The organism is Bacillus sp. FF-1, assembly GCF_028548245.1.
Classification (GTDB): Bacteria; Bacillota; Bacilli; order Bacillales; family Bacillaceae_G; genus Bacillus_A; species Bacillus_A paranthracis.
This window is the reverse complement of record NZ_JAQQGG010000001.1, coordinates 558,526-574,292: the sequence shown is the minus strand read 5'-3', so window position 1 is coordinate 574,292 and position 15,767 is coordinate 558,526. Positions and strand designations below refer to the sequence as shown.

Below are 15,767 nucleotides of genomic sequence, written 5' to 3'. Positions count from 1 at the left end.
CTTTCACAATTCTCATCTGACTCCCATGTCTTTTTAGAAAATAGAAATTTTTTCATATCCATATTATAACATTTCAAAATTGTCTGTCAAATAATAAACATACAAAAATGTATAGAAAGTATAGAAATAGAAAAAGATTTTTTCATTAATATGCATAATTGCATATTAATCACTTTTAATTATATTATATGGTATTTAGAATGTAATTTCACCGAAAAAATTTGCGTTATCACGAAAAATTACTAAAATAATCCAAGAATATATTTTTATATTTTCAAATCAAAAATCTTTAAATAAAGATTGTTTATTCATACAACCACAAATACTCCAACAATGTTCCATCTTTCCACCTATACAGAGTATAAAACACTAAAAAGGAACTAACCAATACTACACATGGTTAGTTCCCTTCTCCCACTAAAAGACTAGATTTATAAATAGAATCTACAAACCTTCAATTGAAATCTCACATCGCATGGGGCTCTATTAAGCACTGACCGCTCCACACATGGCTAGTTCCTCTATTCCAGCTAAAAAAGCTTTTAAAGCACTAACTTATCTACTAAACCGATTAACTCTTGAATATCTGGCTTACTTACTTGCGCATTTGCCCCTACCGCTTCGCCTTTATGGAATAATTCATTTGTAATTAAGGAAGAGAAAATAACGACTGGTAAACGATTCATGATTTCACTATCTTTAATTACTTTCGTTAAATGGTGTCCATCCATTTTCGGCATTTCAATATCCGTAATTAACATGTGAATATGTTCAAACATTTTTTCTCCTTGCTCTTTCGCTAGCTTTTCAATTTGCGCTAACGCTTCTGCACCATTGCTAAAGAAGTTCATTTTCGTATATCCAGCTGATGATAATGTTTCTTCTAATATTTGACGAAGCATTGCTGAATCTTCCGCAATATAAATAATTTTTTCACCGCGATCTGTTTTTTGTTCTAATTTTGAAAGTGATTTATTATCATAACCAGTACCGCTAATTTCACATACAATTTTCTCGTAATCTAATAGTAAGATGATTTTTCCATCTAGTTTTACAATACCAGATGTCGTTTCTTCTAATCCCATAGATAATGAAGCTGGCTCATCAATTTGCTCCCATGAAATACGTTGAATACGATGCACTTCATCCACGCGGAAAATAACTTTCATTTGGTTTAATTCTGAAATGATAAATTTCGTTTGATCAAGTGGCTTTGTCGATTTTAAATTAAGAGCTGTCGCTAAGTTAATAACTGGTAAAATTTCACCGCGTACTTGAACAACACCTTCAACTGCATGATGAGATTCTGGCACAGTTGTAACAGGGAATGGATTAATGATTTCACGTACTTTCATTACGTTAATACTAAATAGGTTTTCACCAACAGTATATGTAACAATCTCTAATTCATTTGTTCCGCTTTCTAATAAAATACTTTGTGCTTGTGACATAAAGGTGTCGCTCCCCTTTCATTATTTCCGTATATCTAATTATTAAGCTTTATTAAAACGAAAAAGTCAACTACCTATATAAAAAATATAGATAGTCGAACGATTCATTTCTTTATTTAAACAGGCGATTAATCTTTTATAAACGAAGCAAGGGCCTCTAGTAACACTTCTTGTGCTCCTACAATTTCTGTCGGCATCGCTTCCCATTTTTTTGAAAGCTTTGCTTCGACTCTTATTCTTAACTCGGTATTCATTACTTCTAGCACATATTCTTTCGTTGCTATATCAACATCCAGTAGCGCAAGTGCATATAGTTCCGGATCATTTATTTTTGCAAATAAACGTTTTAATACTGCCGGTGCTATATGTTTTAATTTTTCAATATGAATCTCTTTATCTGAAAATAGTAACTCATATTGAATAAACGTAACATTTTCTTTCATCACTTTAAAATAGCAATTATTTTTTTTATCATTTACAAAATAACCATTCGGATCAGCAATAATACCCTCTACTTTACGAATTAAATCTGGCAAACTACTCGCCGTCATTACAGTCCGCTGCTCAACCTCACTCGGCGAAATGAATGTAACGCGATACTTATTCTGCGCCATCCTCCTCACCTCTCCTTTTATAAAAATCTATCGCTACAAATAAACTTATTAGTACATCAAACACGTTAAGACCACAAGGATTATTCATACTACACTTCGCTTAAATCTATTTAAACTACCCTAGTAACTCTACATATCTCTGGTCTTAAACAACAATCGAGCACACCACATAAGCCCCGACCGCTACCACACAACCGCCAGACCCTCTCTCAAAACCTAAAAAAGAATTTTAAGAGCTTTTCCAACTACACTTCACTCTTCTTCAACTAACCTTACGACTCTACATATCTCTGGTCTTAAAACACCGGTCGAGACTCTATTAGGCACTGACCGCTCCAAAACATCGCCAGGTCCTCTCTCAAAACCTAAAAAAGAGCCTTTAAAATCTTTTCAACTACCCTAGCAACTCTCCATATCTCTGGTCTTACACACCGGTCGAGACTCTATTAGGCACTGACCGCCACCACACATCGCCAGGTCCTCTCTCAAAACCTAAAAAAAGAGCTTTTAAAATCTTTTAAGATCTTTTCAGTAACTCGATATTATTAAACCAAAACGCGATTTGCTGATCCGTTATCCCTGATAACGTAACAAAAAACTCACGGCACTTCATCTCATCCTTAAACAGTTGATACTTCCACTCGCCTTCACTACCAACACTTACGAAATAAAACTCGTGAATACGGCCAATGATTGCTTGTTTTTCACCAAATGAGTACGGAGGTACTTGCTTAATTTCAAATTGATCTGGTAAATATACATGCTCTTCTCGTTCCATTTTTAACACTTGCTCGGCAAGTTCACGTTTATTTTCGAAAAAAGGCAATTGTAAAATTCGCTCTTGTCTTGTCATACGAGTAAAAAACCCTTTCTACTACATTACAATTTTTCTTTATTATATATTATCGAATTAAGTTTACAACTTCATTTAATACTTCATCTGAAATTTTAATTACTTTCGCATTCCCTTGGAAACCGCGTTGGTATAACATTAAATCAACGAATTCTACAGATAAATCTACGTTTGCGCCTTCTTGCGCACTACCACGTACTTTCCCTGCACCATTTTGACCAGATACGCCAAGTGCTAAAATACCAGTTGTATTTGTCGCTGTAAAGTTACCATTACCGGTTTTCATTAAGCCACCTTCATTCGGGAACATACCAATAGCTAATTGACCTGCCGCTTTCATACTTCCATCAGAATACTTTACCATCACATATCCACCATCAGCAATAAAGCAATCTTTCACAGTGGCCGCTGGTCTACCATCTACATTTGTTACTGCTAATGTTTTCTCTGTCGGGTGGTTTGTTAATTTACTAAAGTCTATTTTTACTGTTCCATTATTAAATGGTATATTCGCTTCAGGGTTTACCGGATCTGGCTTCCCTACCTCATTGAATTTTACATTACCACCTGCGCCTTGAACCTCTGTAAACTCTGTTTCTTTCTTCGATTCGTTACGCATCTTTACTGTATATTTGTAATTATGTTCACCATCTTGTGTAAACTCTACGCGCATTGTCCATGTATTACCGGCATCATCGTATGCAGGCAATTCTTGCGTAATTTGTTTTGCATCAGCTGGAATGTTTCCTCCAACGATTCCTTGTGACGTTCGAATACCACCGATTGCTGATCCCATTGGAATTTGCAATGGTCCCGGAATACCAGATAAATCAACATTACCAGTTGATGGATCAGCTGGATAAGCAAATACATATTGACCTTCTGTATTCGTAATATAATAATCTGAAGATATTGTAAATGTCCCTTTACGTGTAAATTCCATATTTCCGCCTTTTGAATCACCTACAACGAAAAAACCATTACCTTCCAATGCTGCTTGTGTTTTACCACCAGTTAACGTAATTGTACCATCGGTATAATCCGTCACCGTTCCGCTCATTTTCACACCGTTACCGATACTTTTTGGGTTCGTCCCTGCGTATCTATCGTCACCTTTTGCACCAACTGAATTGTTGTACAGTAAATCATCAAACATCGCTTTTTGTTTTTTATAACCTACTGTTTGTGCATTCGCAATATTATTTGAAGTTACACTTAATGCATTTTGTGTTGCATTCATCCCTGAAATACTTGTATATAATGCTTTAATCATAACGTATGAACACTCCCTTATGAATTTGTTGTTTTTACTTCTTCAGTTACTTTCTGGTCGTCTTTCTTTACATCTTCTAGATTCGTTTCTCCAATCGGTTTATCAGACACTCTCTCAACAAAGCGAAGAGAGACAACTTTATTATCAATTACGAGCTGTACATCGTTATTTTCTGCAAGGCGAACTGTCTCTACTTGACCAGTTACTTTTTTACCGTCACCGTCAATACCTCTTACGTACTTCCCTAAAAACTTCATCCCACCATCAAGCGCTGTTGAATACATCGTTGATTGCAGTTTATCTACCGCTTTCGTCATATTCTGTACTTGTTCCATAAGAGATAACTGCGCTGTTTGGTTCATCATTTGATTCATATCCATCGCATTAAATGGATCTTGGTGCTGGAAACTCGATAAAAACAATTTCAGAAAATCATCTTTTCCCATTACTCCAGGAGTTTTTTGTTCTCCTGCTGATACTCCATTCATTTGCCCTACTGCCGGTTGTGCACCGTTAACAGGTGCGTTCCTATTCTGCGCTCCTGCTTGCAACGGAATATGATTTGTACTCGTTGTATTTAATCCAACTGTTGGCACGCTTTATTCCTCCAATAATCCCGCAAATTCTTTTGATTCTTGTTTCTCATGTTTCGTACTTACTAATTGCTGCTTTTGCCTTTGCTCTTGTTCTCGCTGTTCTTTACGATTTTCATCTTTATCTGAATAGCTAATTTGAATATTAATTTCTTTTTCTTTTAACTTCAGTCTCAATTCATCAAAAATGATTTCAACACGTTTCTTCGCATCGTGTTTTTCCATTTCCACATGAACATCAATTTGATCTCCATGTTTTTTCATAAACACTGTCAATGTACCAAGTTTTTCTGGATTTAACTGGAATAAAACACGCTCTTGTTTCACTACAAACTTTTGCAAGGCTTCTACTTGTGCTTCCATTTTCTTTCCTAAGTCAGGCAATGAAACTTTCTCAGCGCCACTATTTGATTTCCCTATGTGATCGGTACTTATCGCTTTATTTAATAACTCTGCACCGGCAGAATTCGAATCGTTGAATACATCACCTTCTGGCAACTCTACCTTGACATCTTCGCTCTCAGCTTTCGGAAGATCTCCATCTAAGTCTTTGAACTCTTCCTGTTGCTTTGCAATATTACAAGCTTCTTTTTCTACAACGTTCAATATTTGCATCATTTGCTCTGGCATCTTCACTTTGTCTAATGCCATTTGCATTGTATCTTCTAAACATATAGCATTTTTGATATTCATATTAGAAATGAGTTCTTGTAATTGTTGTAATTCACCTGCGGGTAATTGGTTAAGTTTTATATTTCCATATTCTTTATATAGCTCTTGTATTTTTTGTATGTATTGATATAACAATTCTGGCTGCACACGTAATTGCTCAATTGCAACCATTTGCTCAGATACAGCTAACAATAACTGTTCTGTCTCTTTTTTTTCTTCTTTCTTTACATTTGGCTCTTCTTTCGTTGCCGATTTTTTAGAAAGAATGTTTTCTTTTCTATCCTCTGGTGCATCTTTTTGCTTTGTTTTCTCCGTTTTCGGCTGCTTTTTGTTTTCCATTCTCATCGCACGATCGAATGAAGAATCTTCACTTTTAGATTGTACTTCTAGCCCTTTTTCTTTTTGCGGAGGTAAACTTTGTTGCACCGGTAATACAGACTGTATCACTACATTCACCTCATCCATTCATACACATTTTCAAATCAAGAAGCATTTTTTCTTCCTGCTTTTCTCGTACTTTCGCAAGCTTTCTACAATCTTCTTGATACATCTCATCAATGACACGTTCTTTTTCTTTTACTTGTTCTAAAAGGCTTTCATTTTTTCGAATAAAATCTTCTGTTTTTTTAATTTTCCGATTCCATTCTTCTATTCTTTCAGGTGAAAACGTATGTGAGGAAAGCATACCAGCCATAATACGTTGCCCAGTTTGTACGACTTTACTACGCGATTTCACAACATATAAATCATATTCTTTTTTTTGTTCTATTTTTCTTTTTTCAGCTGTTAATTCATACACTTCTTTCAAAATCTGTTCTTTTTCTTGATTTATTTGCAATTTTATCGTGTCGTACTGCTGCTTATCCACCTGTTTTCATAGCCCCTTCCTATTATAACGTTCTCTTTTTCTATTATATAGTTTTTTTCCAAAAAAATCTGTGAAATATTAAAAAACAAAAAAATAAGACCTGCGAAGCGCAAGGTCTTATACTATATGGTGCATTGCTTCAACAATATCGTTAAATTGGAAACTATCAGATCGACCTTGTTTTAAAAACGTATTTATACCTTCTACTTTATTTTTACATTCAAAAATATAAGCATTTTCTGTATTTTCTTGAATCGTTCCTAATTTGAAATACAATTCATTTTCTTTATAAATAGATAAAATTTTTCGCATTTCATTTGCCAGTTGCCAATGAGTTGGCGACACGATTTCTTCCATAATCCGACTTACTGAGTCTAGCACTGAAATAGCAGGATAATGACTGAGCGTTGCAAGTTCACGTTTTAATACAATATGTCCATCTAAAATACCACGTGCTAAATCCGGTACAGGACCGTTTAAATCGTCTCCATCAACGAGTACAGTATAAATACCTGTTATAGACCCCTTTTGCGTTTTCCCAGATCGCTCTAACAGCTTCTTCATATAACTTTCCATTAAAAGTGTTTTACCACCAATCGGTAACTCTTTAACTGCAATATCAACACTTCTACGCGCGTCAGCAAAACGAGTAACAGAGTCCATCATAAGTAGTACGTTATTGCCTTCGTCTCGGAAGTATTCCGCAATAGATGTCGCAAGCTTAGCTGCACGAAGTTGCATAAGGTGACTTTCATCTGACGTCGCAACAACAACGACGCTTTTCCTCATACCTTCCTCGCCTAATTCTTTTCGAATAAAATCTTTTACTTCCCGGCCACGTTCTCCTACTAAACTAATAACGTTAATATCCGCTTTTGCGTTTTTTGCAATCATTCCAAGTAAAGTAGATTTACCAACACCTGACCCAGCAAAAATACCAATCTTTTGACCGATACCTATTGTTAACATAGAATCAATTGATTTTATTCCCGTTTCAAATACTTCAGTAATCTCTTCACGTTCAAATGCATGAATCGGCGGAGCATCTAATTTTATTTTTTGTAATGGAATGTTTTCAGCATTCTCATTTAACACTTCACCATTTGCACTTAACACTTTTCCAAGTAAATGATTGCCCCGAGGTACAGCAACATCTTCTGCAATTAATGTAACTGAATCTCCGTAACATACTCTTTCTGTTTGTTCAAATGGAAGTAACATATTGTTTTCTTTCTCAATCGCAATTACTTCACATAAAACATTATGTTCCCCAACGAAGCAAACATCTCCAATTTTTGCTTTCGGTCCTTTCGCTACGAAAAACTGTTCTTGTACACTATGAACTTTACCGACTTTCGTATAGAACGGCGTTTCAATAAACGTATTCCATTTACTATGTTCGATTATGAGCTGGTTGTTCATACATTTTGCTCCTCAAATAATTTCTCTTCTTCCCATTTTTGACGAAGTTTCGCAAATATAGGTGCAAATTTAAATTCAAAGAACTCTTTCTCTTCTTCCAGAACAAATTCACCAAACTGTAAGGTAAAATCATATTTCCATTCTACTAATTGTAGTAGCCAATACTCTTTCGTATTTTCCTTCTCTTCTTGAATACGTTCAAATGTTTCTGGATGTACTGTAATGACTAGTTTTTCAAACGAAGTAGGCAATGTTTGAACAATGCCAGTTAAAATAGGTAATACATCAAGTAATCGCGAATCTACTGCTTGGTTCACAATTTTTTCTGCTAGTTGGAAAGATTGATCCCATAATAATTCTGTCCATTCGTATGCTGTTTCTTGTTGCTCTTTTTGAAACTGCAAACGTGCAGATTCTATCTGTTCCATTTGCTGCTGAACATGCATTTGAAATTGTTCCTTATCTTGCAATAGCTGTTGACGCTCTCGTTCTAACACTTGCTGCTCTTGCCTTAGTTGGCGCATTTCAATATGTAACGATTCTTGCTGTGCACGAAGCTCTTCATGATCTACTTGTATTTCTTCTTCCGCGTAAACTGGTATTGGTTTTGGAAATTGTAATTCATACGTTTCTTCAGAAAAAGAAACAGAATTCTTCGGAATTCTGTTTTTAAATAAGGACATCATCTTCACCTCTTTGAACAATAATTCTTCCTTCTTTCTCTAGCTTTTTCACCGTACCTGTAATCATTTGCTGCGCTTTCTCAGCATCTGTCATCTTAAGTGGTCCTAAGCCATCTAATTCTTCCAGAATCATCTCTTTACGGTTTGAAGACATACATGTAAATAATTTCTCTTTAATTTCTTCTTTTGCAATTTTAAGCGCTTTTGCAATGACACCGTTATCTGTAATTTCCTCTAACACACGGCGAAGCGCAAGATCTTCAAGACCAAGTAAGTCTTCAAAGACAAACATATTTTCTTTAATTCTCTCAGATAACTCATAATCAACTTCATCCAGCTTTTGAAAGACTGTTTTTTCAACGCCTCGTGAAACATTATTTAAAATGTTCACAATTGTTTTTAAACCGTCTGTTTTATTGATTGCACTAAACGCCATATTATTTAATTTAGCTTTTAATAGCTCACCAATTTGATTAATGAGTTCACCGTCAACTTGTTCTAGTTTCGCAATACCCATTACCGTTTCTACTCGCTTATGATCTGGCAATCTCTCAATTAATTGAGAAGCAAGTTGCGGTTTAATGTAAGAAGCGATAATTGCAATTGTTTGTGGTGATTCATCATTAAGCACTGTAAGAAGTGGCTCTAAATCTGTAAGTGAATTTAAGAATTCAAATGGATTATCTTTGTTGTACCAAAGGTCTTCCAATAATTTTTCAAGCTCGTCTTCTGGCATATTTTTAAATATGCGACGAATGTACTCTTTATCTGGAGTGACTAAGTTCAATTCTTTTACATTTAGTTCATATAAGAACTCCCCTAGCACATTCTCTAACGTTTCTGGTTTATATACACGAAACTTCGCGATTTCACGAAGCAACACTTCTTTTTCCTCAGCCGTCATATATTCAATGACTTTTGCTGCCACCTCTTCATCTAATGTACGAATGAGGATGGCAGCTTTTTCTTTGGAGGAGATTTCATCTAACATCGTTGTTCCTCCCTTACTGTCCGTTTAACCATTTTTTAATTACTTTTGCAGTACCTTCTACATGTTCTTTCGTAGCATCCTGCACTTGTTCATCTAACGTTGGTTCTTTCGGTTGTTCTGGCTCAGGTTTTGGCTCTGGTACTATTTTCTCTTCCGGAATTTCCATAATACTTTCACTACTTGCAGCAACTTCCTCTTCTGCTAAGTATTCTTCATATTCCTCTTCTTCTTTCTTTCTCTTACGTCTAGCTAAGAAGAACCATATTAGACCAAAGAGCGCTAATAAGCCACCTGTAATACCACCGATTAACCACCAGTTTATACCACTTTCTTCTGGTTCTTTCTTCTTCTCTTCTTTCGGCTGATCAAACTGAACAGTTACAACATTAACTTGACCATTTGTAAAGTTCCCATTTGGATCAGCTTGAAGTCCAGCTGCTGTACCAATCGCTTCTTTGAAAGTCGTCATATCAATTCTTCGTTTTACTAACGTATCATTATCCACCCATACAACAACATTTGTTTTCGTTAACTCTGGGTGTTTCTTAATCGTTTCAACTGTTTTATCTATTTCATAGTTTTCGATTTTGTTACCGTTTTTATTATCGTAGACGATTTTGCCATTTTGATTATTGTTCGTACCGTAGTTCGGCACTTCGCCGTTCGCTGTAATACCAGCACCTTGCTTCGTATCTGCACCTTCTTGCGCAGTAGAGCTTTCCTCTTGCTCTTGTTTACTACGAAGCACACCTTTATCACCATATTTTTCAGACTGACGTGTAACTTCATCGTAGTTTACAGATACTTTCGTATTCACTTTATATTCATTTGGTTTAAACATCGTCATTAATGTTGCATCGATATCTTGCTTTAATTTCCCTTCAATTTGGTGTTGCATCTCTACTTCTTTCTCATAAGAAGAGGAACTAGTAGAATGTGCTTCATCTGCCCCTTTTGAGATAACACCTTTTTTGCTATCAATAACACTTACTTCTTCTGCTTTTACACCAGGAACTGCTGCACTGATCATTTGCTGTATACCCGCAACTTGATCAGCCGTTAATAGTTGACCACGCTTTACACCAACCGTAATTGCGGCTGTTCCTTTTGCTTTTTCTTCATCAAAAATTGTTTCTTTTTCAGGTAATGTAATTTGAACATTTGCCGTTTCAACTGTCGCAAAGTTTCTTACAATGTCTTGCTCTAATTGCTTTTTCGTACCGACAATTTGCTTCATTTTTTTATCTTGCTCACTTGAACCGAGCGAGCTTTCTAATAAAATTTCCTCACCGCTTTTTGAGTTAAACGGTAAGCCCATTCCATTCATTTCTTTTCGAACCCATGGAGCATCATTTTTTTGCACACGAATCGAACCATCGGTTGCTAATTGGTAATCGACACCTAGCTTCGATAATTCTGCTGTAATCTCTTGCTTGTCTGCATCATTTAAATTTTGATATACAACAACATATTTATCTGGCAAGGTGAAGTATAAAAGTGCTCCTGTTACAATTGCTAAAAGCGCAGCACCAATGACTAACTTATGCCACGTTTTTAACGATTGGAAAACATTTTTTAACTTTTCCATTTAAACACACCCGTCCATTTTCCTAAATTTGCATATTAATTAGTGACTTATAATTTTCAATAAGATTATCACGTACAAGAGCAGCCGTTTTCATTTGAGACTCAGCTTTCTTTTGCTGAATTAAAACGTCATGTGTTTCTCCTACTCCTTTTGTTAGTAAATCATATACCGCTGTTTGCGCATTATTTTGCGTTTGATTCATATCTTCCAATAAATCGATAAACTTCTTCCCCTCGACTACAGATGTTTGTGTATTTTTCGGTACACCAATTGACTGAATCGCGCCAAATGGTTGTGTATGTAACATTGGTTGGATTTTCATCTTCCCATATTCCCCCTTTATCCTCGGCCGATTTCTAAATCTTTATCCAGCATTTTTTTATTCGCATTTAATACACTTGTATTTGCTTCATACATTTTTTGAGCAACCATTACATTCGTCATTTCAGCAGTCACATCAACATTCGGATAACGTACATATCCTTCTTCATTTGCATGCGGATGCGTCGGATCATACACTAAGTTTTCAGTTTTGTCTGCCTCAATACTTTTTATTTTCACCCCGTTAGTCGGTGCACTGTCTAACATATTCGCAAAACTATTATTTGATTCAAGCACTACACTACGGCGCTCATACAAATCTGCCCCCGGAGCTGCCGTTGTATTTGCATTTACAATATTATTTGAAGTAACTTCCATCCATTTTCTCGCTGTTGTTAGCCCTGATCCACTTGCATTAATTGCCTGAAACATCGTTGTCTCTCCTTCTACTATTAACGTCCGCGAGCTGCTTGGTTAATTGCATATTGTGTATTAATTGCATTAATTGAGATCCCATACAATTGGTTTGCTTTCATTAAATCTAGCATTTCTGTCGTTACATCCACACTATTTCCATCTTTATTCGTGTTCATTGACTTCGTTTGAATCTTTGCATATGTATTTTTCGCATTTACTGTCGGTAAGTGCATTTCATTCGTTTGATATAAATCTGCATTAGTTTTTAAATCCGCAGTATTACTCTTATATAATGCACTACTTTTATTCATTTGCTCAGCAAATGTAACGTCTTGTGCTTTATAGCCAGGTGTATTCGCATTTGCAATATTACTAGAAACAGCATTTCGTTTCGTCACTAAATAATTCATATAATGGCTTACATCAGTCACTAAATCTGGCATACTCCACACCCTTCCTTTTTAACTTATCATTTTGGCATAATAATCCACTGATGGAAGTTTCACTTCATTATTTAATTTCTTATATGTATTTATTAAAATATTAACTATTATGTACCCTTACATATTTTATTCCATTTTTACATTGTTGTCTTTAGAAAAATACAAAAATATAAAAAAGAATACAAAAAAGCTGTATACGCGTAGTAATCTATATAATATTTGAACATATTTACGACTAGCTGTAGATTATTTTTATATTATTTAGATTACTTCTATTTTTTACAGTCATAAAATGAAACCTCAATCAGCGGAACTCTTTATTTACATGAAGGAATGGACCCCTTGTAATAAGGGGGATCCGTTTCCACACTTTATAATTAATATTTACCGTAAAATGAATTGGCTTTCATTCGCCCATCATTTGTCATAATCATTTCTTCCAAAATCTTTTGCTTATCTCGAATATGCTGTGCTGCCTTAATAATAAATGGACTTACTTCTGCCGCAACTTGTGCGCGCGTTTCTTCATCCAATGTCATCATCCAGCGATTTAACATCGCGCTCTTCTCAGCAAACTCTTCATCTGACACTTGCAATTCACCGATTTCATTAAAACAGCCGACAAATGCTCGATAAATATCATTGTTCATTTTCAAGCGCTCCGCGATAACCGTCTATTAAATCTTGTAACACTTTCACAATTGCATCAATATCTTTCGCTTCACGTGTTACTTTCATCGTTTGAATTTGAACACTTATCCAATCATATAAACCATAAAGACTATCATATAAATCTTTCGTAATCTCAGGGTTTAATTGAAGCTTTAATTCTTCAAAAATACGTTCTAACTTCTCAAGAAGCGCATCTCCCTCTTGTAGTTTAAAAGTATGTAAAAGCTCTTCTAAATTACGAAACTCTACAATGCATCTTTCATAAATAAAAATTGTATTTTTAATCGGATTACTCGTCATAATATCATTTTGCATATAACGTTGCCATGCTTGCATACGATCACTTCCTCAACTTTCATTAATCATCACTTTTTTGTTTTGTCATTGCTTTAATTGTTTTTAATTGGCTATCTAGCGCCGCTAATGTACTTTCTAGTTTTTGATACTTCTTCACAATTTCATCTTGTTTTTGCAAGTTTTGTGCTTCAATATCTTTAATCTTTTTATCTAAATCACTTACACGTGAATCAATACTTTTTACTCGTTCTCCTACTACACCTTTATCACCAAATAATTTTTCAAGTGGTTCTTCCATCATTTTCCCTAATCCGTTAGAACTAAAGAAAAATTGCTTCGCTGCATCCGGCTTCTCTTTTAACGCTTTCGTTAATGCTTCATCATTAACTTCCATCGTTCCATCTTGCTTTAATTGAATACCAAATGAGAATAAGTAATTACCATCTTGAGAAAATGTTACGACGCTATTCATCGCTTGGCGTACACTTTGCATAATAGCTTGACCTTGGAACGCCCCGCCTTTACCAGCAAAGATATCTACTGTAGAAACAGCTTTATTATAATCCGCAACCATTTTTTTAATAACATTTGATGCGTCTGTTACGTTTGAGTCACTTACTGTAAACTTCAGCTCTATCCCTTTTGCTTGTGCCTCTGTTGTCTTTGGATCAACCTCTGTACTTTCTCCGTCCGGATTTTCTACTGGCTTTTCCTCTACTTTTTGCTCAGTTACTTTTAATAATTCAATTTTCACACCTGGAAGGGCTTCAACTGTATTGGTGGAGCTGCTACCTGTAATACCATTAATCGTATATTCAGCATTTTGCGCTTCATTGATTATATGGATCGCTGCACCCTTCTCATTAGCTAACCCTATATCTTGAAAAAATTTAGATGTGTTCCCCTCAAAATTAATTACTCCATCTTTTCCTTCTTTTTTTGAGGTCATAAAAATTTTATTTCCAAGTGTGTAAGCTGATACACCATAATCTCCATCATTGATTTTATTAATTAAATCCTTATATGTCATATCAGATGTTATTTTTAGTTCTTTATCACCTAGTTTTAATGTTTCATCTCTATTAAGCTTTGCATCTATATCTTTAATTTCATCAGAAGCTATTTGATGGCGCTGCGCAAGCTGTGTAATCTTCATATTAAAAGTTCCCGCAATAGCTCCACCATCAGCTTTGACATTAATATAACCGTCTTGTGATGTTGTTACCTTTTTCTCATTCCCTTTAAAAGCCGCTAAATTTTTAAATGTTTGCGTGAAAGAACTGAATTCCGATTTTAAACTTGTATATAAAAGTTTATCTTGTGAAAGGCTATTCTTTTCAGTTGTATACGGTGTTTTTCTCATATCTAACGCATTCATTTCTAATTCAACGAAGTTAGAAGTATCGATCATGTTATTTCCGAGATTCCAAATCTGTTGTCTACCGCCAATACCTGTTATCGTTCCTGCCATATTTCTCACTCCTTATTCTTTACATGTAGTCTAAAATACTCGTTTTACTCATCGTACTAACTGCTTTAAGCGTCGCTTCATACGTCGCGTTAATATACGCCAAGTCAGAAATTGCTACCGCTAAATCAACATCTTCAATTTCTTTACGATTTTCTTGAAGTGCTAGATTTTGCTCGCTTAAAATTGTCTTAAACGTCTCTACAGTGTTCATCGTTGCTCCCACTTCTGTTGTACGGTTAATAACACTATCCAAGTTTTTCTTATTTTCCGTTAAAATCGGTTGCAACGCCTTTTGATCACCGCTTTGCATCGCATCTTTCATCTTTACTAACGTTTGAATAACAGGAGTTAGTAAGTTCTCACCATTACGAAAAGCTTTAATTTCATAACCATCATTTAGCTTCCACATTACATCTTTTTCGCCACCTTGGTATGTCCCATCATCCGCAAATGGAGGTTTCTCTGCACTATCTCCACCAAAAAGATAACGACCTTGCTCTTTCGTATTCGCTAAATATACAACTTGTTTTAAAATTTGATCGATTTCGGCACCAATTGCCTTTAATTCTTTTTCACCATTTGGTCCATTTAATGCTTGTATTGTTAATTGATCCGCTCTCGTTAAAGATTTCACAATACCTGACAATGTATTTTCCGTCTGACTTAACACATTTTTTGAATCCGCTATATCCTTTTGCATTTGTTCAATATTCGCCAACGAATGTTGAATTGCAAATGATTTACTTGCTGCAAGTGGATCTTCACTCATAAGAAGATTTTTCTTCCCTGAAGTTACTTGATTTCGATGATATTGCTGTTGGGCATTCAAATCCATTAACTGGTTCTTTGCCCAGTTTGCATTTTGAAATGTAGATACTCTCATTTCTATCTCCTCCTTTATCTATTGAAAATTGATTGGAAGCTGAAACCGGAACTATACTCCGCTGGCTCTTTCTTCAAACATAAAAGAAAAAGGTTTTGCTTTTACCTCTCATTCATCGTTATACAAAAGGTGCTACAAAGCGTTCCATTCTCAAATCTAGGTCGTTTCCTCTTCTACTTTATCTGGCACCCGCTCCATATCTCTGGTCTCACACCGATAGGTCCTCTATTAGGCACTGACCGCTTCTACACTCTG

At 35.4% G+C, this 15,767-nt stretch carries 18 protein-coding genes; all 18 read right to left on the bottom strand.

Annotated features, from left to right (window positions below):
* Positions 1 to 542 precede the first annotated feature (542 nt).
* Positions 543 to 1,451 (bottom strand): chemotaxis protein, encoded by a 909-nt coding sequence (locus PQF83_RS03080; protein ID WP_000075952.1) that lies wholly within the window; start codon positions 1,449 to 1,451, stop codon positions 543 to 545.
* Between the two features lie 128 nt (positions 1,452 to 1,579).
* Positions 1,580 to 2,065 (bottom strand): hypothetical protein, encoded by a 486-nt coding sequence (locus PQF83_RS03075; RefSeq protein ID WP_000068331.1) that lies wholly within the window; start codon positions 2,063 to 2,065, stop codon positions 1,580 to 1,582.
* Positions 2,066 to 2,582: 517 nt separating this feature from the next.
* The gene (locus tag PQF83_RS03070; RefSeq protein ID WP_000198182.1) at positions 2,583 to 2,918 is read right to left on the bottom strand and encodes a DUF3964 family protein; all 336 of its coding nucleotides are present in this window, start codon (positions 2,916 to 2,918) and stop codon (positions 2,583 to 2,585) included.
* Between the two features lie 49 nt (positions 2,919 to 2,967).
* Positions 2,968 to 4,191, bottom strand: coding sequence for a flagellar hook protein FlgE (locus PQF83_RS03065; RefSeq protein ID WP_000588290.1), 1,224 nt, complete (start codon positions 4,189 to 4,191; stop codon positions 2,968 to 2,970).
* 17 nt (positions 4,192 to 4,208) lie between these two features.
* Positions 4,209 to 4,787: a flagellar hook assembly protein FlgD gene (locus PQF83_RS03060; RefSeq protein WP_001143465.1), complete on the bottom strand. Its 579-nt coding sequence runs from the start codon at positions 4,785 to 4,787 to the stop codon at positions 4,209 to 4,211.
* Between the two features lie 3 nt (positions 4,788 to 4,790).
* Positions 4,791 to 5,921 carry a flagellar hook-length control protein FliK gene (locus tag PQF83_RS03055; protein WP_000344734.1) on the bottom strand — a complete coding sequence of 377 codons (1,131 nt, stop codon included), beginning with the start codon at positions 5,919 to 5,921 and terminating at the stop codon, positions 4,791 to 4,793.
* The gene (locus tag PQF83_RS03050) at positions 5,914 to 6,324 is read right to left on the bottom strand and encodes a hypothetical protein (protein WP_000360875.1); all 411 of its coding nucleotides are present in this window, start codon (positions 6,322 to 6,324) and stop codon (positions 5,914 to 5,916) included. The genes PQF83_RS03055 and PQF83_RS03050 overlap by 8 nt, the downstream gene beginning before the upstream one ends.
* Before the next feature lie 117 nt (positions 6,325 to 6,441).
* Positions 6,442 to 7,746, bottom strand: coding sequence for a flagellar protein export ATPase FliI (locus PQF83_RS03045; RefSeq protein ID WP_001064657.1), 1,305 nt, complete (start codon positions 7,744 to 7,746; stop codon positions 6,442 to 6,444).
* A complete protein-coding gene (locus tag PQF83_RS03040) occupies positions 7,743 to 8,429 on the bottom strand; it encodes a FliH/SctL family protein (RefSeq protein WP_000051728.1) in 687 nt (228 codons plus the stop codon). Before PQF83_RS03040 ends, PQF83_RS03045 begins: the two co-directional genes overlap by 4 nt.
* Positions 8,416 to 9,420 (bottom strand): flagellar motor switch protein FliG, encoded by a 1,005-nt coding sequence (gene fliG, locus PQF83_RS03035; RefSeq protein ID WP_000883350.1) that lies wholly within the window; start codon positions 9,418 to 9,420, stop codon positions 8,416 to 8,418. Before fliG ends, PQF83_RS03040 begins: the two co-directional genes overlap by 14 nt.
* Before the next feature lie 13 nt (positions 9,421 to 9,433).
* Complete coding sequence (locus PQF83_RS03030; RefSeq protein ID WP_000413183.1) at positions 9,434 to 11,008, bottom strand: flagellar M-ring protein FliF C-terminal domain-containing protein; 1,575 nt, start codon at positions 11,006 to 11,008, stop codon at positions 9,434 to 9,436.
* Between the two features lie 22 nt (positions 11,009 to 11,030).
* Complete coding sequence (gene fliE, locus PQF83_RS03025) at positions 11,031 to 11,330, bottom strand: flagellar hook-basal body complex protein FliE (RefSeq protein WP_000701675.1); 300 nt, start codon at positions 11,328 to 11,330, stop codon at positions 11,031 to 11,033.
* Between the two features lie 17 nt (positions 11,331 to 11,347).
* Positions 11,348 to 11,761 (bottom strand): flagellar basal body rod protein FlgC, encoded by a 414-nt coding sequence (flgC, locus tag PQF83_RS03020; protein ID WP_000484677.1) that lies wholly within the window; start codon positions 11,759 to 11,761, stop codon positions 11,348 to 11,350.
* 20 nt (positions 11,762 to 11,781) lie between these two features.
* Positions 11,782 to 12,189 carry a flagellar basal body rod protein FlgB gene (flgB, locus tag PQF83_RS03015; protein WP_001113116.1) on the bottom strand — a complete coding sequence of 136 codons (408 nt, stop codon included), beginning with the start codon at positions 12,187 to 12,189 and terminating at the stop codon, positions 11,782 to 11,784.
* 377 nt (positions 12,190 to 12,566) lie between these two features.
* Positions 12,567 to 12,839 (bottom strand): hypothetical protein, encoded by a 273-nt coding sequence (locus PQF83_RS03010; RefSeq protein ID WP_001058066.1) that lies wholly within the window; start codon positions 12,837 to 12,839, stop codon positions 12,567 to 12,569.
* Positions 12,829 to 13,197: a flagellar export chaperone FliS gene (locus PQF83_RS03005; RefSeq protein ID WP_001149522.1), complete on the bottom strand. Its 369-nt coding sequence runs from the start codon at positions 13,195 to 13,197 to the stop codon at positions 12,829 to 12,831. The genes PQF83_RS03010 and PQF83_RS03005 overlap by 11 nt, the downstream gene beginning before the upstream one ends.
* Before the next feature lie 22 nt (positions 13,198 to 13,219).
* Positions 13,220 to 14,629: a flagellar hook-associated protein 2 gene (locus tag PQF83_RS03000; protein ID WP_000929230.1), complete on the bottom strand. Its 1,410-nt coding sequence runs from the start codon at positions 14,627 to 14,629 to the stop codon at positions 13,220 to 13,222.
* Between the two features lie 19 nt (positions 14,630 to 14,648).
* The gene (locus tag PQF83_RS02995; RefSeq protein ID WP_001266391.1) at positions 14,649 to 15,512 is read right to left on the bottom strand and encodes a flagellar hook-associated protein 3; all 864 of its coding nucleotides are present in this window, start codon (positions 15,510 to 15,512) and stop codon (positions 14,649 to 14,651) included.
* Positions 15,513 to 15,767 lie beyond the last annotated feature (255 nt).

Bases quoted from the DNA above. Each gene is read 5' to 3' on its own strand.
- PQF83_RS03080 (WP_000075952.1), bottom strand. From the start codon at position 1,451: ATGTCACAAGCACAAAGTATTTTATTAGAAAGCGGAACAAATGAATTA.
- PQF83_RS03075 (WP_000068331.1), bottom strand. From the start codon at position 2,065: ATGGCGCAGAATAAGTATCGCGTTACATTCATTTCGCCGAGTGAGGTT.
- PQF83_RS03070 (WP_000198182.1), bottom strand. From the start codon at position 2,918: ATGACAAGACAAGAGCGAATTTTACAATTGCCTTTTTTCGAAAATAAA.
- PQF83_RS03065 (WP_000588290.1), bottom strand. From the start codon at position 4,191: ATGATTAAAGCATTATATACAAGTATTTCAGGGATGAATGCAACACAA.
- PQF83_RS03055 (WP_000344734.1), bottom strand. From the start codon at position 5,921: ATGGATGAGGTGAATGTAGTGATACAGTCTGTATTACCGGTGCAACAA.
- PQF83_RS03045 (WP_001064657.1), bottom strand. From the start codon at position 7,746: ATGAACAACCAGCTCATAATCGAACATAGTAAATGGAATACGTTTATT.
- PQF83_RS03040 (WP_000051728.1), bottom strand. From the start codon at position 8,429: ATGTCCTTATTTAAAAACAGAATTCCGAAGAATTCTGTTTCTTTTTCT.
- fliG (WP_000883350.1), bottom strand. From the start codon at position 9,420: ATGTTAGATGAAATCTCCTCCAAAGAAAAAGCTGCCATCCTCATTCGT.
- PQF83_RS03030 (WP_000413183.1), bottom strand. From the start codon at position 11,008: ATGGAAAAGTTAAAAAATGTTTTCCAATCGTTAAAAACGTGGCATAAG.
- fliE (WP_000701675.1), bottom strand. From the start codon at position 11,330: ATGAAAATCCAACCAATGTTACATACACAACCATTTGGCGCGATTCAG.
- flgC (WP_000484677.1), bottom strand. From the start codon at position 11,761: ATGTTTCAGGCAATTAATGCAAGTGGATCAGGGCTAACAACAGCGAGA.
- flgB (WP_001113116.1), bottom strand. From the start codon at position 12,189: ATGCCAGATTTAGTGACTGATGTAAGCCATTATATGAATTATTTAGTG.
- PQF83_RS03010 (WP_001058066.1), bottom strand. From the start codon at position 12,839: ATGAACAATGATATTTATCGAGCATTTGTCGGCTGTTTTAATGAAATC.
- PQF83_RS03005 (WP_001149522.1), bottom strand. From the start codon at position 13,197: ATGCAAGCATGGCAACGTTATATGCAAAATGATATTATGACGAGTAAT.
- PQF83_RS03000 (WP_000929230.1), bottom strand. From the start codon at position 14,629: ATGGCAGGAACGATAACAGGTATTGGCGGTAGACAACAGATTTGGAAT.
- PQF83_RS02995 (WP_001266391.1), bottom strand. From the start codon at position 15,512: ATGAGAGTATCTACATTTCAAAATGCAAACTGGGCAAAGAACCAGTTA.